The organism is Novosphingobium sp. ZW T3_23, from assembly GCF_044987305.1.
Lineage (GTDB): Bacteria > Pseudomonadota > Alphaproteobacteria > Sphingomonadales > Sphingomonadaceae > Novosphingobium.
Genome location: NZ_JBJDRF010000066.1, coordinates 1 through 23,727, shown reverse-complemented (window position 1 = coordinate 23,727; position 23,727 = coordinate 1). Strand labels below are relative to the sequence as shown.

General features: G+C 67.4%; 17 protein-coding genes. 5 read left to right on the top strand and 12 right to left on the bottom strand.

Going from position 1 to position 23,727, the window contains the following annotated elements; all coding sequences use genetic code 11:
* Positions 1-44: 44 nt before the first annotated feature.
* The 3 genes from egtB to ACI3K3_RS22355 form a co-directional block, all read right to left on the bottom strand.
* Complete coding sequence (gene egtB, locus ACI3K3_RS22365; RefSeq protein WP_404917767.1) at positions 45-1,367, bottom strand: ergothioneine biosynthesis protein EgtB; 1,323 nt, start codon at positions 1,365-1,367, stop codon at positions 45-47.
* 150 nt (positions 1,368-1,517) lie between these two features.
* The gene (locus ACI3K3_RS22360) at positions 1,518-3,776 is read right to left on the bottom strand and encodes a DPP IV N-terminal domain-containing protein (protein ID WP_404917765.1); all 2,259 of its coding nucleotides are present in this window, start codon (positions 3,774-3,776) and stop codon (positions 1,518-1,520) included.
* Between the two features lie 124 nt (positions 3,777-3,900).
* Positions 3,901-4,173 (bottom strand): hypothetical protein, encoded by a 273-nt coding sequence (locus ACI3K3_RS22355; protein ID WP_404917763.1) that lies wholly within the window; start codon positions 4,171-4,173, stop codon positions 3,901-3,903.
* A gap of 84 nt (positions 4,174-4,257) precedes the next feature.
* Here ACI3K3_RS22355 and ACI3K3_RS22350 point away from each other — a divergent pair, with 84 nt between their 5' ends.
* The 5 genes from ACI3K3_RS22350 to ACI3K3_RS22330 all read left to right on the top strand — a co-directional run bounded on the left by ACI3K3_RS22350 (position 4,258) and on the right by ACI3K3_RS22330 (position 9,338).
* Positions 4,258-4,593 carry a hypothetical protein gene (locus ACI3K3_RS22350; protein ID WP_404917761.1) on the top strand — a complete coding sequence of 112 codons (336 nt, stop codon included), beginning with the start codon at positions 4,258-4,260 and terminating at the stop codon, positions 4,591-4,593.
* Between the two features lie 16 nt (positions 4,594-4,609).
* Positions 4,610-5,383 carry a TSUP family transporter gene (locus ACI3K3_RS22345; RefSeq protein ID WP_404917759.1) on the top strand — a complete coding sequence of 258 codons (774 nt, stop codon included), beginning with the start codon at positions 4,610-4,612 and terminating at the stop codon, positions 5,381-5,383.
* A gap of 110 nt (positions 5,384-5,493) precedes the next feature.
* On the top strand, positions 5,494-7,968 hold the full coding sequence (locus ACI3K3_RS22340) for a hypothetical protein (protein ID WP_404917757.1): 2,475 nt from the start codon (positions 5,494-5,496) through the stop codon (positions 7,966-7,968).
* A 93-nt stretch (positions 7,969-8,061) separates the two neighbouring features.
* A complete protein-coding gene (locus ACI3K3_RS22335; protein ID WP_404917755.1) occupies positions 8,062-8,445 on the top strand; it encodes a hypothetical protein in 384 nt (127 codons plus the stop codon).
* A gap of 104 nt (positions 8,446-8,549) precedes the next feature.
* On the top strand, positions 8,550-9,338 hold the full coding sequence (locus tag ACI3K3_RS22330) for a hypothetical protein (protein WP_404917753.1): 789 nt from the start codon (positions 8,550-8,552) through the stop codon (positions 9,336-9,338).
* 480 nt (positions 9,339-9,818) lie between these two features.
* Here ACI3K3_RS22330 and ACI3K3_RS22325 read toward each other — a convergent pair whose 3' ends face one another.
* The 9 genes from ACI3K3_RS22325 to ACI3K3_RS22285 form a co-directional block, all read right to left on the bottom strand.
* The gene (locus tag ACI3K3_RS22325) at positions 9,819-12,011 is read right to left on the bottom strand and encodes a GumC family protein (RefSeq protein ID WP_404917751.1); all 2,193 of its coding nucleotides are present in this window, start codon (positions 12,009-12,011) and stop codon (positions 9,819-9,821) included.
* Positions 12,012-12,179: 168 nt separating this feature from the next.
* A complete protein-coding gene (locus tag ACI3K3_RS22320; protein ID WP_404917749.1) occupies positions 12,180-13,205 on the bottom strand; it encodes a hypothetical protein in 1,026 nt (341 codons plus the stop codon).
* Positions 13,206-13,346: 141 nt separating this feature from the next.
* Positions 13,347-14,690, bottom strand: a complete 1,344-nt coding sequence (locus ACI3K3_RS22315) for an O-antigen ligase family protein (protein ID WP_404917747.1) — start codon at positions 14,688-14,690, stop codon at positions 13,347-13,349.
* 4 nt (positions 14,691-14,694) lie between these two features.
* A complete protein-coding gene (locus ACI3K3_RS22310) occupies positions 14,695-15,834 on the bottom strand; it encodes a glycosyltransferase family 4 protein (RefSeq protein ID WP_404917745.1) in 1,140 nt (379 codons plus the stop codon).
* Complete coding sequence (locus ACI3K3_RS22305; protein ID WP_404917743.1) at positions 15,831-16,973, bottom strand: glycosyltransferase; 1,143 nt, start codon at positions 16,971-16,973, stop codon at positions 15,831-15,833. Before ACI3K3_RS22305 ends, ACI3K3_RS22310 begins: the two co-directional genes overlap by 4 nt.
* A 208-nt stretch (positions 16,974-17,181) precedes the next feature.
* Positions 17,182-18,876, bottom strand: a complete 1,695-nt coding sequence (locus tag ACI3K3_RS22300; RefSeq protein ID WP_404917742.1) for an arylsulfatase — start codon at positions 18,874-18,876, stop codon at positions 17,182-17,184.
* Positions 18,877-18,959: 83 nt separating this feature from the next.
* A complete protein-coding gene (locus ACI3K3_RS22295; protein ID WP_404917740.1) occupies positions 18,960-19,913 on the bottom strand; it encodes a TauD/TfdA dioxygenase family protein in 954 nt (317 codons plus the stop codon).
* Between the two features lie 48 nt (positions 19,914-19,961).
* Entirely contained in the window at positions 19,962-21,353 is a 1,392-nt protein-coding gene (locus ACI3K3_RS22290) for an MFS transporter (protein ID WP_404917738.1), read from the bottom strand.
* Positions 21,354-21,396: 43 nt separating this feature from the next.
* Positions 21,397-23,727, bottom strand: a 2,331-nt coding sequence (locus tag ACI3K3_RS22285; RefSeq protein WP_404917736.1) for a TonB-dependent receptor, incomplete at its 5' end; no start/stop codon positions are given.

The window sequence follows — 23,727 nt, the reverse complement described above, 5'->3', positions numbered from 1 at the left end:
GGACAGACGTGGTTTCTTCGGGGCGGGGGGCCGTGAAATACATGTCAGAGGCTCCTTGCGAGGCGAAGGCCGGTGAACTGCCAGCGCTGATGGGGATGGAAGAAGTTGCGGTAGGACGCGCGCAAGTGGCCGCGCGGGGTGGCGCAGCTGCCGCCGCGCAGCACGAACTGGCCCGACATGAACTTGCCGTTGTACTCACCCACCGCGCCCGCCGCCGTGCGGTAACCGGGCCAGGGGCGATAGGCAGAGCCGGTCCATTCCCAGACGTTGCCGTAGAGCGAGGCGAAGCCGTCCAGCTCGGCTTCCGCACGCGGAGCGACGGCTTCGGCGCGATCGAGTTGCACGCCTCCCAGGGAATCGCGCGGCGCGGCGGCGGCTTCCCATTCCTGCTCGGTGGGCAGGCGCGCGCCGGCCCATGTGGCGAAGGCATCGGCCTCGTAGAAGGAGATATGCGTCACCGGGGCCTCGGGATCGACCGGCTGCCAGCCCGAGAGCGTGAACTGTTCCCACTCACGCCCGCCGCCGCGCCAGTAGAGCGGGGCGGCGACGGTTTCGCGGTGCACCCAGTCCCATCCGTCCGAGAGCCAGAGCGCGGCAGTGCCATAGCCCTGATCGGCGATGAACTCGATCCATTCGGCATTGGTGACGGGGCGGTTGGCCAGCGCATGGCGGGGCAGCCAGGCGGGATGGCGCGGCAGTTCGTTGTCGAAAGCGAAAGTCGCTCCCGGACCGGCGCCGATTTCGGCCAGTCCTTCGGCCCCCTCGATCCAACGCAGCGGCACGCTCCGCCCTGACGGCGCTGGCGAAGGGATCGCATAGGCCGGGCCGAGCGGGTTGCGGGAAAACAGGTGCTTGATGTCGGTGAGCAGCAGTTCCTGATGCTGCTGCTCGTGCTGGATGCCTAGTTCCACCAGATCGCCGTGCCGCTCCAGCAGGGCGGGCAGCGCGGCGGTGAGCGCCTCTTCCACATGGTCGCGGTAGGCCAGTACTTCGGCCATCGTCGGGCGCGTGAGCAAGCCGCGTTCGGGCCGGGCGAGCCGCTCTCCCTCGGCCTCGTAATAGCTGTTGAACAGGAACGGCCAGCGCCCGTCGTGAAGCCGGTAGCCGGGCACGTGATCGCGTAGGAGGAACGTTTCGAAGAACCAGGTGGTATGCGCCAGATGCCACTTGGCCGGCGAGGCATCGGGCATGGACTGGACGGCGCTATCGGCCTCGTTCAGCCCCGCCACCAGATCGCGGCTGAGGCGGCGGGTATGGAGGAAGCGGTCAGCCAGCGAAGGGGACGCGACCGGGGAGGGCAACGGGGCCGGCGAGGGCAACGGCGCCGGCGACGGCTGGACGTCCGCGTGGCTGAACTGCTGCTTCATGGCCTTTTCCTCCCGCTACCCGCGTGGGCACACGCCTCCCCGGCCTTGCCTGTGGGCAGGGCCGGGCACCAAACCTGCAAAGGTATGGCTAGGTAGTGCTCGGGAGGCCGGGAGGTTCCGAAGACTCCGAAAAAGGCCTATTTGGGCGACCTACTGGGGCGGGGTCACGCCGTGTCGGTCGAGGAAGCCGAAGATCGTGTCCCAGACGTGCTTGCTGATCATCGGGCCCTTCACCGCATGGGTGTGGCCGGGATAGAGCATCATCTCGAACGGCACGGCCTGTGCCTGGAGCTTCGAGATCAGCACGGTGCTGTTCTCGAACACCACGTTGTCGTCCGACATGCCGTGGATCAGCAGCAGCGGATCACTGATCCTGGCCGCGTCCTCGATCGCGTCCGAGGCCTTGTAGGCTTCGGGTACCTGGCGCGGATCGCCCATGTAGCGTTCGGTGTAATGGGTGTCGTAAAGCTCCCACTTCGTCACCGGCGCGCCCGCGATGCCCGCCGCGTAGAGGCCCTGATCGGCCTGGAGCATCTTCAGCGTCATGTATCCGCCGTAGGACCAGCCATAAGTGGCGATCTTCTTCGGGTCCACGAAGTCCAGCGTCTTGAGGTATTCGGCCCCGGCGCGCTGGTCCGCCACTTCGACGGTGCCCATCTTGTGGCGGATCTGGCTTTCGAACTTCACGCCGCGATTGGGGCTGCCGCGATTGTCGAGGCGGAAGTAGATATAGCCCTTGTCGACGATGGCCTGGGGCAGGGCGCCCAGCCATTGCCGCGCCACCTGCTGGCTATGTGGGCCGCCGTAGTGCTCGAAGAACACCGGATAGCGTTTGCCGGGCTCCATCTTCGGCGTGATCATCAGCCAGTTGAGGTCGCTGCCGTCCTCGGCCTTGACGGTGCCGTAAGTGGGCGTGCGATGGCTGGCGAGGTAGGGCGCATAGGGATGCGCGGCGTCCAGGCGGTTTTCCTCCACCCAGGCCAGGCGCTTGCCATCGGCATCGGCCAGATAGCTTTGCGAGGGCTGGTCGGGCGAACTGCGGGTGATCACCAGCGTGCGGCCGTCCTTGTTGGCGACGGCGGCATTGACCCAGCCCGTCTCCGTCAGCCGCTGCGGCGTGCCGGGATGGGCAAGGTCGATGGCGTAGAGCTGGGGCGAGAGCACGTCGTCCTTGGTGCCGGTGAACAGCACCCGGCCCTGCGCTTCGTCCACCGAAACCAGCTTGGTCACGGCCCATTCGCCCGAGGTAAGCTGGCGCCACTGGCCATTGGCGAAGTGGTAGAGATGGCCGAAACCGTCGCGCTCCGACCACCAGACCAGGCTGCCGTCCTTGAGGAAGCGGTAGTTGCCGGACAGGTTCACCCAGCTTTCCGGCGCCGCTGTTTCGGTGAACAGCACGCGGCCCTTGCCGGTGTCCGGATCGACCGCGAGCATGTCTATCCGGGTCTGCGCGCGGTCCTGCCGCTGCACGTAGAGCGTCTTGCCGTCCCGCGCCCAATTGACGCGGGCCACGTAGATGTCGGTGTCCTTGCCGAGATCGACCTGCACCTTGCCGCTGCCGTCCGGCTTCATCACGAAGAGCGAGACGAACACGTTGGGCGTGCCTGCCGCGGGGTAGCGCTGCTCGTAAGTGCGGGTGCCTTCGGCGCCGATCGCGGCGCGGGTGACGATCTTCACCGGCGCTTCGTCATAGCGCTCCACGGCGATGCGGCTGCCTTCGGGCGACCACCAGTAGCCCGCCATGCGGTCCATTTCTTCCTGGGCGACGAATTCCGCCTCTCCCCAGTGGACGGTCCGGCTGCTCTCCTCCGGCGTGACCGGCTTCTGCGCGCCCTGTTCGAGCGAGCCGATCCAAAGCCGCTGGTCGCGCACGAAGGACAGGTACTTGCCGCCGGGGCTGAGCGCGGCGTTCAATTCGTCTTCCGGGGAATCGGTGAGGCGGCGCACCGAGCCGTCCAGACCGGCCAGATAGAGATCGCCGTCGAGCGGAACGATGATCGCGCGGCCATCGTCGCTCCAGTCATAGGCGACGATGCCCTTGAGATCGCCCACGCGCTTGCGCTCGCGCTGCATCTTCTCGGCCTCGGACAGTTCGCGGGCCGAACCCAGCTTCAGCGAATCCACCAGCATCCGCCATTCGCCGCTCTCGCGGTCGTAGCCCCAGAGGTCGTAGCGCTGGCGATCCTCGCTGCGGTTGCGCAGCAGGGTGAGATAGCGGCCATCGGGCGAGATCTTCACGTCGCGCGGCTGCGGCCCGTCGAGCGAGGGGCTGGCGAAGACGCGCTGGAAATCGAGACTCGCGGCGGTCGGTGCCGGCGTGTTTTGGGTCAAGGGAGCAGCCTCTGCGGAAAGGGAAGCGACGGGAACTATGGCGCACAGGGCGGCGAGCAGCATGGAAATTCTGGACATCGGCTCAACGACTAGCGGTAATGTGCGCGCGCTTCAATCGTGCTGGCGCCGTGCCGATCGCGGCGGTTTCAGGGGGCTGCGGAGGTTTCCCTCGGGAAACATGAGTCCGTCACGGGGGGGCCGTTCAGGACGCGGGCGACTCGGCGCTTTCCTCCAGTTCCGCGATCTCGAAGACGAAACTTTTCCAGCCCCGCATCCGCACCGCGTCCTGCGTGGCGGCGCGCTTTTTCTTCGCCTCCGCCAGCGAGCGGGCATGGCCCCAGAACACCTCGGTCTTGCCGTTTTCCAGCTGGGCGACGATCCGCCAGTAATGGGTGAAGGGATCGGCGGTCGGCCCGATCGTCTTCACGTAGCCGTCCGGCATTCGTGCGGTGAGGTATCGTTTCTTGCGGGCCATGTGCGGGCGATAGGACGTTGCGGTGGCAATGTCAGCCGGGCCGGGTTAGGGGCGTGCCGAATTATAGGCAGTTCAGGCAGAGACATGGCTCGCAAGCACCCCAAGCACGGCCCCTGGGAAGATCCCGTCGAAGAGGAAGAGGCGCCCCCGCCGGTGCCGTGCTGGCTCTGCGGACGGCCGACCGGGCAGACCATCGTCTGGCATCACCCGGTGCCCAAGAGCCGGGGCGGGCGAGACGTGGTGCCGATGCATCCGATCTGCCAGCAGACCCTGATCGCCAACTTCACCAATTCCGAACTCCAGCGCCACGGCATGGATGTGGAGGGCCTGCTGCTCAATCCCAACGTGCGCAAGTTCGTGGACTGGGTGGCGAAGAAGGATCCCGACTTCACGGCGGCGATCACCAAGAAGCAGCGCTGAGGAACGCGCCCGGTTCATGGAACTCTCGTTCGAAGCCCTGTCCTTCCTGATCGCCATCGCCTTCGCGGCGGGAACGATCGATGCCCTGGCCGGGGGGGGCGGGTTGCTGACGATTCCGGCGCTGCTCACCGTTGGCGTGCCGCCGATTGCCGCGCTTGCCACCAACAAGTTGCAGGCCATGATCGGCACCGGCTCCGCCGTGCTCGCCTACTTTCGTGCCGGGCGGATCGACTTGCGGACCTTTGCGATGCCTGCCGCGGGGGCCTTTGCCGGAGCGGTGCTGGGCGCCACCACCGTCCAGCATGTCGATCCCGGCTTCCTGACCGCCGTGGTGCCGCTGCTGCTGATCGCCATGGGCTTCTATTTCCTGCTGGCGCCGCCGATGAGCGAAGTGGACCGCCACGCCCGCCTCGGCCGCTGGGGGCTGACCGCCGTATGCGCGGGTATCGGCTTCTACGACGGCTTCTTCGGGCCGGGCACCGGATCGTTCCTCACCACGGCGCTCGTCGCGCTGGGCGGACTGGGGCTGGTCCGCGCGATCGCCAATACCAAGTTCATCAATCTGGCAACCAACGTGGCCGGCCTTGCGGCGATGGTGGCGGGCGGCAAGGTGCTCTGGCTGCTGGGCCTGAGCATGGCGGCGGCCAATGTCGCGGGGAACCAGCTGGGCGCCTGGCTGGCGATCCGCTTCGGCGGACGCGGGGTGCGACCCTTGCTGGTGGTCATGTCCTTCGCCCTGACCATCAAGCTGCTGTCCGATCCCGCCAATCCGCTCTGGCGCCTTTTCTGAGGGGTGAACCGTCCGGGCGGTCTTGGCACATGGGGCGGACCGTGAATAAAACCGCGCCCTGATACCTATAGTCAGGCAACCGACAGGATGGACGCGCTTTGCCGATCAGCATGAAGGACGATGATTCGCGATTTCGCACCAGCGCCGCAACTTGCCTGGCAACGAGGGGCGTACTGGCCGCCCTGTTGCTGGCGCCGATGCCGGCGCTCGCCGATCCCGCGCCGTTCGAACTGACCGGCCCCGACCTGCGGATAGAGGTTACGCGCGGGCAGCAGACTCTGCCGATCGCGCAAGTGCCTAGTCTGGCCGAGGGTGACAAGCTGACCATCCATGCCGCCTTGCCCCAGAATCGAGGGCCGGACGGGGATGACGATGATGGCGGCCAGAAGTTCCTGCTCACCTCGGCCTTCCTGCGCGGGGCCACCAATCCGCCGCCCAAGGACTGGGTGCAGACCGCCAGCACCTGGAAGAAGAAGGACAAGGACAAGGCGCTTTCGCTGACCGTGCCCAAGGGCGCGCGTCAGTTGGTGCTGCTGATGGTGCCCGATACCGGCGGCGCGGAAGGGGTGCTGCTCGATGCCGTGCGCGGCAAGCCCGGCGAATTCGTGCGCGCCAGCCAGGATCTCAACCAGGCCTCGCTCGACCATTCGCGGCTGGTGGCGTTCATGGCGGCGATCAAGGCGCAGGACAACACAGCGCCGGAATACCTGCGCACCGTCGCCCCGGTGCTGGCGCGCAGCCTGTCGATCAAGCTCAACGACGAATGCCTGTCGCGCGTGGTGGAGATGCAGGCCTCCTGCCTGCTGGAGAACCGCGAAACGCTGGTGCTGAGCGACGTCCATTCCAGTTCGCTGGCGGATACGCTGACGGGCACCCCCACCGACCTCGCCCTGCAACTGAGCGCCACGCGCGAGGCGGGCGGCGGCTATTACAGCGCCTATATCGGCGTGGCGCGGGACATCGCGCGGATCTTCGGCGCCTTCAACAACCCGCAGTTCAACTATCTGCCCACGCTGGCGCAGCGCCGGGAAGAGACGATGTCGCTGCTGCTCAACGCCGCGCCGTCCTTCCAGAAGCCCAAGTCGGTCATGGTCGCCGCGCTGCCCGCCGTGGAAGGGGACCTTCCGCCGCAATTGCGTAGCACCGCCAAGGGGCCGGTCTGCGTGGCCCGTCCCGGCGCGGTGCTGGGCGTGGAGGGCGCGCCGCTGATCTATTCGACCGCCTTCGCGCATGACGTGAAGGTCAAGCTCACCAATGCCTCGGGCCAGACGATGGACGTTCCGGTGGTGCCCCGCGCCGACCAGGGCGGCTACAGGATCGCGCCGGACGAACTGCCGACTGCCTTTGCCGGATCGATGCGCGCCCAGCTTCACGGCACCTGGGGCTTCGCGCCGTTTTCCGGGCCGGACTATCTCCTGCAACGGCCCGACGGCAGCGCCTGGAAAGTTGCGGGCGAGGCCGATGCGCTGGTGGTGGGCCGCGACAATGCCGTCGTCCTGGAGGGCGCCGCCCCTTCCTGCGTGGAAGATGTGCTGCTGCGGCAGGGCAACGGCGCGCCTCGGCCGCTCGAATGGAAGGTGCAGGACGGCAACCGGCTGGCCGTGACCGTGCCGCTGAAGGGTGTCGGCCCCGGCGATCTGCGCGTGGAAGTGCGCTATCAGGGGGCCAAGGGCGCGGAAACGGTCATGCTGCGCGCCCGCGCCGAGGCGAGCCGGATCGACGGGTTCGAACTTCATGCCGGGGACAGCCAGGGCGTGCTCACCGGGCAGCGGCTGGATCAGGTGCAGTCGCTGACCCTGGGCGAGGTGGAATACCGTCCGGACGGCCTGACCCGCGAGGATGCGATGGACCGGTTGCGGCTCACCGCCAAGCCGGTCGGGCAGGCGTCGCCATCTGCGCAAGTGCCGGAGCAGGGCGCTTCGGGCAAGGCGGTGGTGCGCCTGGCGGACGGTCGCAGCGTGACCCTGCCGGTGCGTGTCGGCGCGCCCAGGCCGCAGGCGGCGCTGCTGAACCGCACCGTCTATCCCGGCCCTGCGACGCCGGGCACCCGCGCGCTGGAACTGGGCGCGGGCGAACTGCTGCCCGACAACGGCGAACTGGTCTTCTCGATCAAGGCGGCCCCGGATAGCGCTTTCGACGCGCGTGACATGATCGAAGTGGCGGGCGGAGAGGGCCTGGCCACCGTGCGCCTCTCCGCGGGCAAGGGCCTGACGCTGGAAAGCCGGCAGGTGCTCGTCGCGCGCCTCAAGGCCGCCGACTTGCCGCCCGGCGCATTCGGCCCGCTGCGGTTCCGGCTGGTAGGCGGTGACATGACCGGCGACTGGACGCCGCTCACGACGCTGGCCCGTCTACCCCGCATCGACAATCTCGCCTGCGGGAAGGAGGAAGCCAAGCCCTGCACCCTGTCCGGGCGGGATCTGTTCCTGATCGAGGCGGTTGCCGCCGACGCGGCTTTCGCCAGCCCCGTCGCGGTGCCGCCCGGCTTCACCGGCTCCAGCCTCGGCGTGCCGCGCCCGGCGGCAGGCAAGCTCTATCTGCGCCTGCGCGACGCGCCGCAGACGCCGGTTGTGCTGCCGGAATCGTAAAGCACCGGCGCCTTCTCAATTCGTTAGGCATTGGGCTCTAGGCTCCCCGCGAACGCGAATGAGGCGGCGCGCATCGATATGGACTTGTCCCGGATGATGGAACGTGGCGACGCCTGGAAAGGCAAGTCGGCAGCCGAAGCGGCGCTTGCGGTGACGATCGGCGTCGTGGCGGCGCGTGACGATGCCTGCGGTCTGGAGATTGCCGGCACGGTGCAGGGCGAGGGGCCGTTCGGTGCCTGGGGCTGTGAAGGCGCGGATGTCGCGATCGCGGTGAACGCGCCGGGAACGGCCTTTCGCAGGGGTGTGCTCGGGCAGGGCAGGCTTTACGACGACCGGGTCGAACTGGACATCACGCTTGAGCGTCGCGAAGCACAGGCGCTCAAGGCCGATCTGGAGGGGCCGGGGCGGGTGCTGCTCCTGTACGGCGAGCCGATCGGGGAGCGTCTGTTCCGCGTCACCGGCTACGAGGTCGCCTGAAGGGGGTAGCCCGCCACTCGCAATAGCCGCTCGCGCGCGGGAGCGACGGGCTATCCTCATGCCGGTGCCTTAGCGAGGGAGCGGTGCATGAACGGGGCTGTTCTGTGAAAGGCGCGGTCGATCGCCTGTTGAAACCGCTGGGGCTTCAGGCCCGGCCCCAGGATCCCGGCCCCTACTGGCCCCGCCGCCGCACCGATCGGATCCACCATCCCTTCCTGTTCCTGCTCACCCCGCCCGGAGCGGGAAGCACCGCGATCGCCCGGCACGTTGCCGAGCGGGCGGATGTGGCCGGCCTAACCCCCAGCTTCGAGGGCCAGCGGCTGGTGCGCGGGCTGATGGACGTGGACCAATGGTGCGAGCGCAAGTTCGTCGACTACGAAGCCGTGCTCGGCGCCTGGAGCGCGCGCATCGCCGAGGCAGAGCGCAGCCGGAACCGCGCCTTTTTCCTGGAGAAGAGCCCGCCCCACCTCGTCCGCCACGAGACGCTGTTCGCCCATTTCGCGGAGTATCGCGTCGCGGTATCCAACCGGGCCCCGCTCACGGCGGTGGATGCGCAGCTCAAGCGCTACCACCTGCCCGGCTACCGCGGCGTTCCCCGCGACCGCGTGGTGCGCGACCTTGCGCGGCTGTGGATCTGGCGCAGCACGTTGCTCCGCACGGCGATCGAGCGCCACGGCTATCCCCTCGTCACCTACGAACGCTTCCGCCGCGATCCCGATGCGATCCTCAGCGCTTTCGGGCTGGAGACAGGCCGCGCTCCCACCGAGGCCGCCGAGGACGAAGCCCCGGCGCAAGTCCTGATGCTCTCCACCGGCGAACGCCGCATCGTAGCTGAAACAGTGGCCGAGGTGCCGGACCTACTGGCGTTCTTCGGCTATGCGGGGGAAGACTGACCAGGCCGATCGAGGGAATGGGGCGCCGTTTGCATAGTGCCCGGTTTCACGCATATTGCTCCTCGTATTGCCGTCGTCCCGGACTTGATCCGGGACCGCTGGCAAGGCCATTCGAAGCCTGTAAGCAGCGCAACGCAGCAGTGGCCCATCGCAAGCTCTCGCCTCAAGAGTACCTAGCGGTCCCGGATCAAGTCCGGGACGACGCGAACGGCAGCTTCCGCAAAACCCACCGTCACCCTGAACTTGTTTAGCGGCGCTGGCCTTCGGCTCAGGGTCTATCCTGCCGAAAGCATTGGGCCTTGATCGGCAAACCGGAAACGCAGCGTGTTGCTCAAGCTCTGGAGGCCACTGCACGATGGATCCTGAGCCGAAGGCCAGCGCCGCTAAACAAGTTCAGGATGACGTGGGGGGCGTGGCTTGGTGTTTTGCTTTGCAGGTGAGCGTTCATCGGGGAACGGGGGCGACGATCGCCCCACCCCCTCAATTCGCGCCGCGGGCGTAGTAGTATTGGTAGTAGGCCATCTCCTCGCCCAGCACGGCGGAGCTGCGGGTGTCGACCTGGGTGAGGAGCAGGCCGTAGATATGCGCGCCGGCGCGGTCGAGTTCGCGCAGGGCGGTTTTCAGCACGTTGCGCTGGGTGGTGCGCCAGCGCAGGATCATCAGCGTGACATCGGCCATCGCCGCCAGAGCGCGGGCTTCGGCCACCGGGATCACGGGCGCAATGTCCAGCACGACCAGGTCGTATTCCTGCCGGAAGCGGTCGAGCAGGATGGCGGTGGCGTCGGAGTGGATGATGTCCAGCGGGGTGTCGGCCGTGGAGTTGAGCGGCAGGACGTGGGCGCCGGAAGGCTCGTCCACCACCAGCACATCCTCCACCCGTGCCTCGCCGTTCAGCACTTCGGCAAGGCCGGGGCGGCCGCGCAAGTTAAGCGCCACGGTGGTGCCCATGCGGCGCACGTCGCAGTCGATCAGCAGCGTGCGGCGTCCGGCCATGGCGGCCGAGCGGGCGAGGGCGATGGCGGTGCTGGTCTTGCCCTCTCCGGGGATCGACGAGGTGATGCCCACCAGGCGGGCGACCTGCCCCTTGTGGCCGATCTTCAGCGCCGTCCAGATTGCGCGCACCGATTCCGCGAAAGGCGAATCCTTGTGGTGTACCAGGAAGTCCGGCACGCCCAGAACCTCGTCTTTGCGGAAGTCGGGCTCGTCCATGGTGGCGATGTCGGGGAGGCTGCTCACCACGTCGTAGCCGGTGAGTTCCTCGGCCTCGGCGCGGGTGCGGATGCCGCGTTCGCGCCATTCCAGGGCGAGCGCCAGCAGCACGGCGGCGATCACGCCGGCAATGCCGCCGCCCAGCATGTAGACCAGCAGGTCGGGCGAGGAGGGCCGCGAGGGCACCTGGGCGCGGGCGATCACTTGCGCCTTGCTCTTCTCGGTGCCGCGCGTGGCGAGTTCCACCCGGTAGCGGTCGAGGAAGGTCTGGTAGAGCTGGCGCGAGCTTTCCGCCACGCGCTCCAGTTCGTTGAGGCGCACGGAGGCGTTGTTGCCCGCCAGCAGGCGGCCCTTGGCGCTGCCGATGGCGGACTGGATGGCGCCGACGCGCTGGCTGTCCACGCTGATGTCGGAACTGACGCCGGAGCTGGCGCGTGCCACTTCGCGGCGCAGCGACTGGCGGGCGGTATCGAGCTGGGCTTCGGTACGCATCCGGTCGGGGTGCTTGGGGCCGAGCGAGGAGGACTGCTCGGCCAGCTTCACTTCCAGCGTCGCCACTTCGGTGCGCAAGTCGCGGATCACCGGGCTGTTGTTGACGGCGGTGCCGTTCTCGCCCCGGTTGGCACTGGCGCGCCCTTGCGAGGCTGCCAGTTCCGCCTTGGCAGAGGCCAGTTCGGTGTTGAGCGTGGAAAGCTCCTGCTGCGCGATCGTGCTGTCGTTGCTGACCGCCACGAGGTCCGCGCTGGCGCGATAGGAGGCGACGGCGGCCTCTGCCTTGATCACGTCGCCGCGAAGCTGGTCTAGCCGGCTGCGCAGCATGTTGATGTCCTGGCTGCGCGCGTTCTGCTCGCCCTGCACCTGGCCGCTGACATAGGCGTCCGCCACGGCGTTGGCGACTTTGGCCGAAACCTGGGGGTCGCGTGAGCGATAGCCGAGGTTGATCGCGTAGGAGAGGCCCTGGCGGCCCACCGTGAGGTTGGAGCGCAGGATATTGGCGGCGGCGGCCTCGGTCAGCGGACCGGGAGCGTTCGGCGCGGAGGCGGCGAGGAAGGCGGGATCGGTGTTGAGCCGCGCATTGCGCACGGCCGCTGCCGAGACTTCCGGCGAGAGCAGCACCTGCACTTCGGTGTCCACCGCCGGGGAATCGATGATGGTGTCCTTGTTGGTCTGCGCAGTGCGGACCAGTTGCTGGTCGTTCCGGTCCAGCGCGAGCACGACGCTGGCGTCGTACTTCTTCACCGCCAGCATGTAGGCCACCACGGTCACCGCCATGACGGAGGCGATGGCGAGAAGCATCGCCCATTTGTGCCGCCAGGCCAGCGTCGCCAGCCAGGACAGGTCTATGAGCTTGCCGCCGTCGGGGCCGGACCCGGATGCGGAAGCGGCGGCCGGGGATGGGCCAGGAGCGGAAGCGTTCAACCCCACCCTGCGCGCCACGGAGGGATCCAGCTTGTTGGGAGCCACGTGCAAGTCGCCTACCTCTCGAGAATCGAGGAAATTCGCGGACTTATTGTGCGAGGCTTTGCCTTTGGAAATCCATGAGAAACAGGTAGTACTTCCAAATCTCAGCAGCCCCTACTCCTGTTTGGAAAATGCCCCATCGGGCACTTTCCAGACAGACCGGACCCTTCCTTAAATCGCCATTCGCTGATCGACCGTGACCTTCGATCCGGAGAAGCTGCCCGAGCCATTCAACACCTGCCCCGGCTTCGCGATCAGGCGGCGGATGTGCAGGTTGACCACGCCGTCCTCGGCGCGGAACAGCGGCACGGAGGGGTCGCCCGAGGCGATCAGCACGTCCACGGTGATCGTGCGGGTGGCGCCCTTGGTGCCCTTGCCGATGATGCCGACGAAGCGGTTGGTGCCCAGTTCGATCAATCCGTGGTTCTGGTTGGTCCAGGTCTTCATGCCCTGGCGGCAGCCGGAGAGGTAGACGTTGTCCACCCGCACGTCGCCCTTGATGTCCAGGCAGGCGTCGCTGGCGTTCATCACCCGGCCGTTGGTGATCGTGCCCGAATAGCCGCCTTCGGTGGAGATGCCGTCGACGTTCTGGTAATGGCTGCCGGACGCCATGAATAGATTCTGGAAGTCGAAGTTGTTGATTTCGAACGTTCCGACATCGTCCGCGTCCTTGCCCTTGAGGGCGATGGCGGCCCAGGCGTCGTCGCTGTTGATCGCCTGGTGGGCCTGGCTGCCGATCCACACCAGATCATGGAAGACCGCCTTGCCGATGCCGTTGCTGACGTTGACGAGACCCAGCCCCAGCGTGGCGTCGGCCCGCGCGTCGGTGTCGGATACGCGCTGGACCTGGAGGTCGGGCACGTTGCCGCCGCGCATCAGCGGGCCGTAGCGCTGGGCCTTGACGTCCGCCATCACGAAGCCGCTGGCGTCCTTGCCGTTGACCAGGATGGTGCCATCCACCGCGCAGACCTTCGAGATGCCGGGCGTGGTGGCGGTCATGCGCAGTGTCGCCACGGCCTTGCAAGTGGTGCCGGCCTGCGGCTTGGCGATCGAGGGCATCCGGAACGAGGTGGCGGCGGTGGTTGCGGTAGCGGCGGTCATCGGTGCGGCGACCACGCCGGACAGCGCGGCGGTCGGGTTTTGAGTTACCGGTCCCAGGGCCAGCATCGGCAAGGCCAGGCCAAGTGTTCGAAACATGTGCTTCCCCAAAGGCTTATGCGTAGAATCGCGTTTTATTGACCGAACCATGACGAATAGTCTCATCCGTATGGCTTAGTTCTTTTGGGCTACTTGCCCAGGCGAACTGCCAGCACAACCGGGAAGCGGGGCGGAATTTCCTTAAATCGGGCGGAGCCTTGCGGGATTTGCGACGGACCGTTTCGCAGGCCGGCCCTGAAGGTTGGCATGGATCGTGAAGCCGCAGAGCAGGCCGTAGAACAGCAGGCCCTCGATCATCCAGAACGGCATCGTCGCCATGTTGAGCAGGAAGAAGCCGAGGTGGGCCATGATCAGCGTGAAGCGCGCGGGCGTGCGCGCGGTCGCGGCCAGGGCGAACATCCAGCCCCACAGCAGCAGCATGGCGGCCACGCCCAGCCAGCCCAGCTCGTAGAGCGTGGAAACCAGCGTATTGTGGGCGTAATAGCGATAGCGGCCTTCCCAGGCATTGGCGCCGAAGCCCAGCATGTGTTGGCGCGGCGTGCCGACGTTCCAGGCGGTGATATATTGGCTCCACAGCAGCAGACGGCCCGAGAGCACTTGCGTATCGGCACGGCTGAAATCGGCCGGGGCCTTGCTGAGAATCTCGGGATTCTGCCAGACCGTGGTCACCGCGTCGAAGCGGTCTCCGGCGACGATCGGCACGATCGGCACGGCGGAAAGCACCAGCAGCCAGCCCAGGATACCCGCGATCGGTCGCTGGCTTGGCCGGACGGAGCTGGTGATGGCGGCGATGAACAGGCCCAGCATCAGCGGCCCGGCGGTGACGATCGCCGTCCGGTAGTTCGCCGCGAGGATGCCGCCGACGCAGACCAGGGCGATGCCCAGCTTGTAGAGCGAGCGCAGGCGCGGGTTGAGGATGGCGGTCAGCAGTCCGGTCAGCAGGATGATCGAGAAGCTGGCCTCGTGGTTGTAGCCGCCGATGTAGGAGGTCGAGCCGTCGCTTTCCGTGGCCTTGGCGATGCCCAGCAACATGCTGAAGGCCTGGAGCATGAGCGGCAGCAGGAAGGTGAAAAGCAGGCGCAGCAGCACTTTGCCCGCGCCGTCGGTCATGAAGGCATCGTAGGCGGTGAGGGCGATGATCGCGAGATAGGCGTATTTCACCAGGCTCTCGATCGAGCCGGCGATTTCGCCGTTGAGCACGGCGCTCATGGCGATCACCAGCAGCAGCGGCACGATCGGCGCCAGCACCAGCGGCACCGCGCGGCTGCGCAACAGCAGCAGCGCGCCGACGCCCACCAGCACGACCGAGGCCAGCGCGTTCCAGCTCAGCCCCGCCGGACTGGAGGCAAAGGCGAAACGCGGCATGGCCGACATCGCCATGCGCAGCGCGAAGGCCACGATCAGGAACCGCGTGGAAGCGCCCACTTGCAGGCAGAGCACCACCACCAGCACGCAGAACAGCATCATCGTGGGCAGCAACAGGAAGATCGGGATGGGCGGGCTGCCCGATGTCAGTGCGAGCATCGCGTCATCCTTTAGCCGGGGTCAGCGCATGGCGCAGGCGTCGGCGGCCCTTGAGCTTGCGATAGGCGGCGGCGGTGCGCCGGGCCACTTCGTCCCAGTCGAGGAGCGTGTCGGGAAGGGCGCTTCCTCCATCCTCGCGTGTCTCGTCGCGCGCGGCGAGGCGTGCGGCGAGGGCGGCGACATCGCCTACCGGGAAATAGCGGCTGGCGGGGAGGCCAAGATCGCGATTGGGCTGGATGTCGCTGAGCAGCACCGGGCAGCGGCAGGCCAGGGCCTCCAGCGCGGCGATCGGCAGGCCTTCGTGGAAAGAGGGCAGCACGAACAGCCCGGCATTGCGCAGCAGCACGCCCAGGCGCGGGCGCGGCACCATGCCCAGGAACCGGATGCGCGCCTCGGCCATGGCCAGCAGATCCTGCGCATAGCGATCGTCCTTGCGGCCCGCTCCGGCGATCACCAGGGTGCGGGTGTCGCCGCTGCGACGGAAGGCTTCGACCAGGGTGTGAATGCCCTTTTCCGGCACCAGACGGGCGACGCAGAGCACGTAGTCTCCGGCCATCAGCCCCAGTTCGGCGAGCACATCCGCGTCGCTCTGCGGCGAGGGCGGCATCGTGCTCACGCCGTTGGGGATGAACTCCACCCGGTCGGCGCGAGTGGGATAGCGCGCCTTCATCCGCTCCGCCAGCGAGGGGGAGACGCAGACGACGCGGTTGGCGGAGCGCAGGCCCAGCCACTCGCCCAGCTTGAGCATCGCCTTGGCCCCGCGTCCCCATTTGTCGCGATCGTAATCGGCGCCGTGGTGGGTCAGCAGCACGCTGAGGCCGAGCAAGCGCGCAAGGGGGGCGAACAGGGCGGGGCCCACGGCGTGGATATGCACGGCGTCCGCTCCGCGCAGGCGCGCATGGAGAATGCCCACCAAGGTGGAGACGAGCGCCTCGCTGATGCGGCCGGTGGGCGAATAGAGGGGTGTCAGGGCGACATGGCGGAAGCTCGTCATCGCCGGATCGACATAAGGGGCGCGGCAGCAGACCTCGATCTCGATGTCCGGCTCGATGGCGGCGATGCGGGGCAGCAGTTCCTCGCAATGGGTTTCGACGCCGCCCATCACGCCGGGGATGCCGCGCAAGCCGGTGACGCTGACCTTCACGACGCCACCTCGCGCGCGGCGTCCATCAGTGCGCCGCGGAACCGCTCCACCGCGCTTTCCACGGAGAAGGCGGCGGCGCGCCGGGCTGCGGCCTCGGAGAAGGCGGCGCGGCGTGGGCCGGTCAGCTCGGTCATGCAGCGGGCCATTGCGGCGTGGTCGTCCATGGCCACCAGCGCGCCCCCGTGGCCGTAGGCCGGTTCGCCGTCCTCAAGCTGGACTTCGAGGATTTCCGCCGGGCCGGAGGGGCAATCGGTGGCGACGACCGGCAGGCCCACTGCCATGGCCTCCATCATCGCATTGGGGAAGCCCTCGGCATGGGAGGTGAGCAGGTAGCAGCCCGCCCGCGCCAGCACGGCATGGGGATTGGACAGGAATCCGGCGAAGCGCACTCGCTCCGCCACGCCCAGCGAAGCCGCCAGGGCCGCCAGATCGTCGCGCAGGGGGCCTTCGCCCAGCACGATCAGGTTGCCGCCGTTTTGCGTATGCGCAAGCGCGCGGATGGCCATGGCGGTGTTCTTGTTGTCCACCAGCCTGCCCATCGTCACGAAGTCTGCCCGGGTAACCGGGATCGCCGGTTCCTGTTCGGCAAGCGCGCGGATGCGGGCCGTATCGACCGGGTTGTAGATCACCGAAATCCGCGCCGGTTCGACGGCGAAATCGCTCTCCAGCGTGCGGGCGACGCCTTCGGAAACGGCGATGACATGCCGTGCGGTGGGATAAGTATTGCGGATCAGCAGGCGGCTGAGGAACGCGAGCCGCCCTGTGCGCAAGTGGGCAGTGGTGTTCACCCGCTCGCTGATCACCGCCGGGCCGCCGGTGCGCCGCATGGCGACGATGGTGGCGACGTTGGCGCGCGAGAGGAACGAAAGTGTCACGTCCGGGCGCAGGCGGCGTACCAGCCTGCGGGTCTCGCGGATGCTGCGCAGCAGGCTGCCGCGCGCGTTCAGGCGCTCGACCTGAACCCCGGCGGGCAGGCGATAGGCTTCCTCCGCCTCGTTATCGAGCAGGGCCACGGTGATGGCGATCTCGTCAGGACGGCGGCTGAGCTGCTCCACCAGCGTCGTGAACACGCGCTCCGCCCCGCCGCCGGCGAGCGAATTGATGACGAAGAGCGCGCGGAGCGGCGATGGAGAACGCATGCGACCTCTCGGGGAACCAGAGCAGGTGCAGCCTAGCCAGCGTCCGGCGCAGACGCGATTGAACATAAGGGCCAATCGCTGGCCCATCGGGGGTATCCGGCCTTGATAATGCGCGGTTTTGTAAACGGTACTGGAAGATCCCGGCCTTTCGGCTTGCGCGCGAAGGGCCGGGATCTTCTTTGCGAGGCGTACCGGCGCGTGTCCCTTTTTACGGCCGGTATTGTGCCTCGGTAGGCAGGATCACGCCGTTGGCCTTGGCATAGGCATCCCAATCGGCGGTGAGTTCGCGCAGCTTCGCGGGGTTGGCGGCGGCAAGGTCGCTGGTCTCGCCGGGGTCGCGGGAGACATCGAACAGGCGCCACTGGCCGTCACCGATGTCCGTCGCCTTCCAGTCGCCCTTGCGCAGGGCGCGGCTGCCGAACAGTTCGGTGCCGAGCGGCTCGTCCGCCGCATGGACCTGCGCGGCCTTGCCCTCCAGCCACGGACGGGCGCTCTTGCCGGTGATCGGCAGGACGATGCGGCCCTGGAACGTGGTGCCGCCGCTCGGCACTCCGGCATAGTCGAGCAGGGTGGGCGCGATGTCGGCCACGCTGACATAGGCCTTGCCCACTCCCTTGGCATGAGCGAGCCCCTTGCCATTGACGAAAGCGACGGTGCGGGTGCCGCCTTCCGAGGCATAGGCCTTGGTCAGCCAGGACGGCGCGGTGGCGGCCTGCGCCCATTCGGTGCCGTAGGTGATGTAGGAATTGGGCTTGCCGCGATTGGCGAAGGTGTTGTCCGCCTCCGCCACCCGGCCGCCGAGCATTTTCGCGCCGGTGGTCTTGTAGTCCAGCCCTTCCGCGCCGTTGTCGGCCAGGAACACGATCACCGTGTTGTCCAGTTCGCCGCTGGCGCGCAGTTCCTCGATCACGCGGCCGACGTTGCGATCCATGCGCTCGACCATGGCGGCGTAGATTTCCATGTCGCGGGCGGCTTCGCGCTTGTCGGCGGCGGACAGGCTATCCCAACCGCCGCGCGGCGCGCGCACGCTGTGGGCGGTGACGCCCTTGGGCAGCAGGCCGAGCTGCTCCTGCCGGGCCAGGCGGCGGCGGCGGATCTCGTCGAAGCCGACGTCGTACTTGCCCGCCTGCCGCGCGACGTCCTCGTCCGGGGCCTGGAGCGGCCAGTGCGGCGCGGTGAAGGCGAGATAGGCGAAGAACGGCTTGTCGGGGCTCTCCCGGCGGCTCTGTTGCAGTTCGGAGATCAGATTGGTGGCATAGGCGTCGGACGAGTAGAAATCTTGCCCCAGCGAAGTCAGCACTTTGCCGTCGCGGGTATAGGTCGCGCCCTTGCCGGGCGCCGCTCCGAGGTCGCGGCCATAGTGGTTCGCCCCGCCTTGCAGCAGCGCGAAGCTGTGCTGGAAACCGCGCGCATGGGGATCGAGGTCGGGCGTCAGGCCCAGATGCCACTTGCCCGAAAGCAGCGTGCGATAGCCGCCTGCCTGAAGCCGATCGGCCAGGCTGGCAACGTCGCGGCTGAGATAGCCTTCGTAGCCGGGCTGGCCCTTCTGGTTGGGCGCGGTCAGTTCCGCCATGCTGCCCAGGCCCGCGCGGTGGTTGTCGGTGCCGGAAAGCAGCATCGAGCGCGTGGGCGAGCAGGTGGGGGCGGTGTGGAAGCCGGTCAGGCGCAGGCCGTCCAGCGCCAGCTTGTCGAGATTGGGCGTGGCGATCTCGCTGCCGAAAGCGCCGATGTCGGAAAAGCCGAGGTCGTCGGCGATGATGACGAGGAAGTTGGGGCGGGCCTGTGCCTGCTGCCGGGCGGCGGCGGCCTGAGTAGATGCTGGCGCCTTAGCCAAAACGGGGGCAGTGGACGCGAGGAGTGCCGCGCCGAGGGCGGCAGCGAAAGCGAAACGCGAGGTTTTCATCAAGTGGTCCTTGGTAGAAAAGCCCCGCGCCGCAACGGGAGTGCGGCGCGGGTGAAGGTACGGCCCGTGCAGGGAGTGAGGGATCAGGCCGGTTCGTAAGTGGTTGCCTTTTCCTTGCGCGTGGTGCGGCTCTGGCGGCCGTCGATCGCTACCGGCACCGATCCTGCGATCGTCGCGCGGCGCAGGGTGCGGCGCTGGAGGCCGAAATCGGCCACGGCGCGGTGCTGGGTGGCCTGGTTGTCCCAGAATGCCACGTCGCCGGGCTGCCAGCGCCAGCGCACGACGTTTTCGGGGCGGGTGATGTGTTCCTGAAGGATCGAGAAGATCCGCGCCGAATCCGCCTGGTTCAGGCCGACGATCCGCTTCACGAAATGGCCGAGCAGCAGCCCGCGCTGGCCGGATACGGGGTGCACGCGCACCAGCGGGTGCTCGGTTTCGTAGACGGTCGAGGCGAAGATGTTCTTCTGGAACTGGGCGCGGTTCTGGCTGGCTTCGTCATCTTTCGGTGCGTTGCCCAGCACAGCTGCGTAATCGTAGTCGTTCGAGTGGACGGCCCAGAGATTGTTCACCAGCTGGCGCAGGCTTTCCGGCAGGCCCTCGTAAGCGGTTTCGGTGTTGGCCCAGACGGTGTCGCCGCCCGCTTCCGGGATGGTGATCGCGCGCAGGATCGATCCGGCGGGATAGGCGTCGGTGAAGGTTACGTCGGTGTGCCAGCTGGAGGCGGCGTAGCCCTCCTTGCTGTCGAGTTCGAGCAGGTAGCGCGATCCTTCGGCCACCGGCACCGTCGGGTGGGCGACGGGATCGCCGAACAGCGAGGCGAATTCCTCGTGCCGCTGGTCGGTCAATTCGTGCTGGCCGCGGAAGAACACCACCTTGTGGCGGACCAGCGCGTCCTTGATGGCTTGCACGGTATCGCCGTCGAGTTCGCCTGAGAGGGTGACGCCGCGAATTTCGGCGCCGATGGTGCCGGTGATCGGCGCCACGTCGAGCGGGGAGGCGGGATCCTTGGCATTGGCGTAAGTGGCAATCGAAGTCATGGCATTCACTCCTTCTTCTTGAACGGGATGGATTTTATTCGGCCCCTGTCACTCGGCAGGCACCAGCGCGGCGGCGTGGACTTCATCGCGGGCCCTGAGCTGGCGGCGGATTTCGGCGTGGCGGTCGGCGTTCAGCGGGAAACCGGCGACGAGCGCGGCGGCCAGGGTGTGGGCAAGGGTCGGGCCGAGGGCGAAGACCAGCAGCAGCGCGTTCAGCGCCTCGGGCGTGTTGGTCGCGGCCTTGGGGTCGAAGCCGAAGGCGGTGACGAGCGGCAGGGCGATACCGAAGGCCAGCGCGCCGCCCAGCTTCATCGAGACGCTGAAGACCGAATAGTAGAGGCCCACGCGGTCCTCGCCGGTCTCGGCGCGATGCAGGTCGGCCACGTCGGCCACCATCGAGCGCAGCATGAGGTTGCCCGAACCTTGCGAAAGGCCCTGGGCAATGGCGAGGGCCATCATCAGGCCGAAGCGGTCGGGCGTCAGGAACACGAGGCCGAAGTTGATCGCGGCCTGGGTCAGTTCGGCAGCCACGGCGGCGCGGCTCTTGCCGAGGTGCTGGCCGATGCGGCGCCAGATCGGCCCGGCGAGCACGCCGAACGAATACTGGAGCAGGAAGAACCCGGCCGCCCATTCGGGGCGCTGGAAGTAGATGGTGACGATGAACAGCAGCAGCGCGGTGCGCACGCCCTGTCCGGCAGTGACGGCGGCGTCGGCGGCGAGTACCCGCAGCAGCAGCGGATTGCCGAAGACGGCTTTCAGCGTCCTGCCCAGGGCGAAGCGCTCGGCGCCGGAGGGCGCGCTATGGTCGGGCATGGCGGTGAGGGTCAGCAGCAGGCCGGGGACGGCGGTGACGAGCACCAGCGTGCCGAACAGGGTCAGGCGCAGCGGGCCGTCATCGGGGCGAAGCTGGTCCGCCACGGCGGGCAGGAGCAAGGTCAGCACCAGCGCGCTCGACGAGAGCAGCGTGAACTGCGAGGCGATGCGGGTGCGCTGGTCGTAATCGCCGCTGACTTCGCCGGACCAGGCCATCAGCGTGGTCGTGGTGGTGGAGGCACCGGTGTAGTAGCAGATCACGCCGATCCCGACCCAGGTGAGCGTCGCGCCCTCGGGCGGGAAGAACAGCATGGCGCTGCCGATGATGAACAGCAGCCCGCCGCCTGCGATCCAGGGCCGTCGCCGTCCGAAACGGCTGATGGTGCGATCGCTCAGCGCGCCGATCACCGGATCGAGCAGGGAATTCACCACTTGCCCGATCAGGTAGACCAGCCCCAGCCCCGCCAGCGGAATGGCATAGTGGCGCGAGAGGATTGCGGGCACGAAGGCCATCACCGGCTGGGCGGCGGCGTAGATTGGCACCGACATCGCGGTGAAGCGCAGGAGGCGCCAGCCATCGAGGGGTTCCTGTCGTGCATGCGATGTTTGGAATGTCTCGGGTTTCATGGCTGACGCCTCCTGGTCGGGAGAGGGCTAGTTGCGAGCGGGATCAGAGCTTGGTGCGAAGGGTGGCGCCGAAAGTGCGCGGCTCGCCGAGCTGGGCGGTGACGACGCCGGTGTTCGCCGCGCCCAGGCTGACGTAGTAGTTCTTGTCGAACAGGTTCCGCGCCCAGATCGAGAAGTCCCAGAAGCCGTCGTCGGTCCTCAGGCCGATGCGGCCGTTGGCAAGGCCGAAGCCGGGAATCTGCGCCCAGGCCGAGTTCGAGGCCGAGGTGTTGAAGTTCGATCGATAGGCGTAGTCGGCATGGGCATAGAGCCCCAGTTCCTTGCCGCCGAGTTCCGTGAGGGGGGTGCTGAAGTCAGCGCCCACGGTCCAGGCCCACTTCGGCACGCCCGGCAGGCGCTCGCCCGAGAGATCCTGGATCGCGCCGAGGTTCTGGCGCTCGAAGGCTTGCGGGGCGTTCTTGTAGGTGACGTAGGTGGCGTCGGTATAAGTGGCAGAGGCGTTGAAGCTCAGGCTGTCGGTGGGGGCGATGTTGAATTCGCCCTCAATGCCGCGCGAGCGAACCTTGGGGATGTTCGAGATGTACTGGCGGCCGACCACGGCGCCTGCGGGCAGGTCGGTGATGGTGGTCTGGTAGTCGCTGATCTCGGTCCAGAAGGCGGCGGCGTTGAAGGTGGCGCGGCGATCCAGGAACTGGGACTTGAGGCCGAGTTCGAAGGCGTCGACCTTCTCCGGCTTCACGTCGGGTTCCACGCCCACCGGCAGGACCGACAGGTTGAGCCCGCCCGACTTGTTGCCGCGCGAATAGCTGCCGTAGACGTTGACGTCCTGCGCCACCTTCCAGTTCAGCGTGACAAGGCCGGAGAGGCTGTTGTCGGTGAAGCTGGTGGCGTAGCTCGTCACCGGGTTGAACTGGGTGCGGATGGCGTTGATCGCGGTCTGCTGCGCGGCGGTGAAGCCCGAGATGTCGGCGCCGTCCACCCAGAACTGGTTGTAGGCGCCCTCCTTCTTCTCATGCGTGAAGCGCAGGCCGGTGGTGAGGGTGAGGGCGTCGGTAACGTGCCAGTCGGTCTGGCCGAACACCGCGAAGGTCTTGGTTTCGGGCGTCGAGGTGGAATTGGATTCGAAACCGTCGAGCGCGGCATTGGCGATCGTCTGGTTGGCGGTGGGCAGGTTCCACAGCGCGGCGGCCGAACCATAGCGCGAGGCGCCGTAGCCGCGCACGATCTGCCAGAAGTAATAAGCGCCCACCACGTAGTCGAACGCGCCGCCGGTCTTGGAGGCCAGGCGAAGCTCCTGGCTGAACTGGCGCTGGCGATTGGCCTGCTGGGCCTTGGTGACGATCGGCAGCGAGGTGCTGTCGCCGTCGTTGGCGGGGTTCCAGTCCCACCAGCGATAGGCGGTGATGGAGGTCAGCGCGGCATTGCCGAGGTTCCAGTTGACCTCGCCCGAGACGCCGTAGCCGGCCATGTTCGACTGGTAGTGGCTGTTCGCCTCGCCCACCCGGTCGAAGGCGTTGAAGCTGGGCAGGGTATAGCCGGGGAAACGCGCGGCGCGCTGGGCCCAGTTGTTGGCGATCACGGCGCCGTTGTCGTAGGTGGTGTGCAGGCCGGCGAAGACGTTGAGGACGTGGTTCTGCTTCTGCTTGGCGTAGTCGCCGATGATGCGGACTTCGAAGTCCGGATCGGGCGTGAACAGCAGCTGGCCGCGGATCGACTTGTTCAGATAGTCCTGCGCGCGGGTGTTGGTGGTCTTGTTCCAGAGGAAGCCGTTGTTCTCGCTGATCGCGCCGGACAGGCGCACTGCCAGCAAGTCCTTGAAGATCCCCGCTGAGCCCGAGGCGCGGAACTGGTAGAAGCCGTAATTGCCGATGCTGGCCTCTGCCGAGAGTTCCGGATCAAAGCTGGGCTTGCGCGAAGTGACGTTGATCACGCCCGAGGTGGTGTTCTTGCCGAACAGCGTGCCCTGCGGGCCGCGCAGAACTTCGATGCCCTGAAGGTCGACGAGGTCGAACTGCGCCAGGCCGACGCGGCCGTAGTAGACGTTGTCGATGTAGAAGCCGACGCCGTTCTCCAGGCCGTCGTTGGTGAGCGAGATGTTCGAGCCGAGGCCGCGAATGTTGATGTTGGTATTGCGCGCGTTGTAGGTGATGACCTGAAGGCTGGGCACCTGCTGCGAAATGGAGCCGAGCGTGTAGTCGCCGCGCTTTTCCAAGGTGGCGGCGCTGATCACGCTGATGGCGACCGGCACGTCCTGCACGTTCTCGTCGCGGCGGCGCGAGGCGGTGACGACGATGGCTTCTCCGCTGCCGCCCTCGGCGGCGACTTCCGCCGCGACGAGAACGTGCAGGACGTGCCGGTCGCCATCAGCGTGATC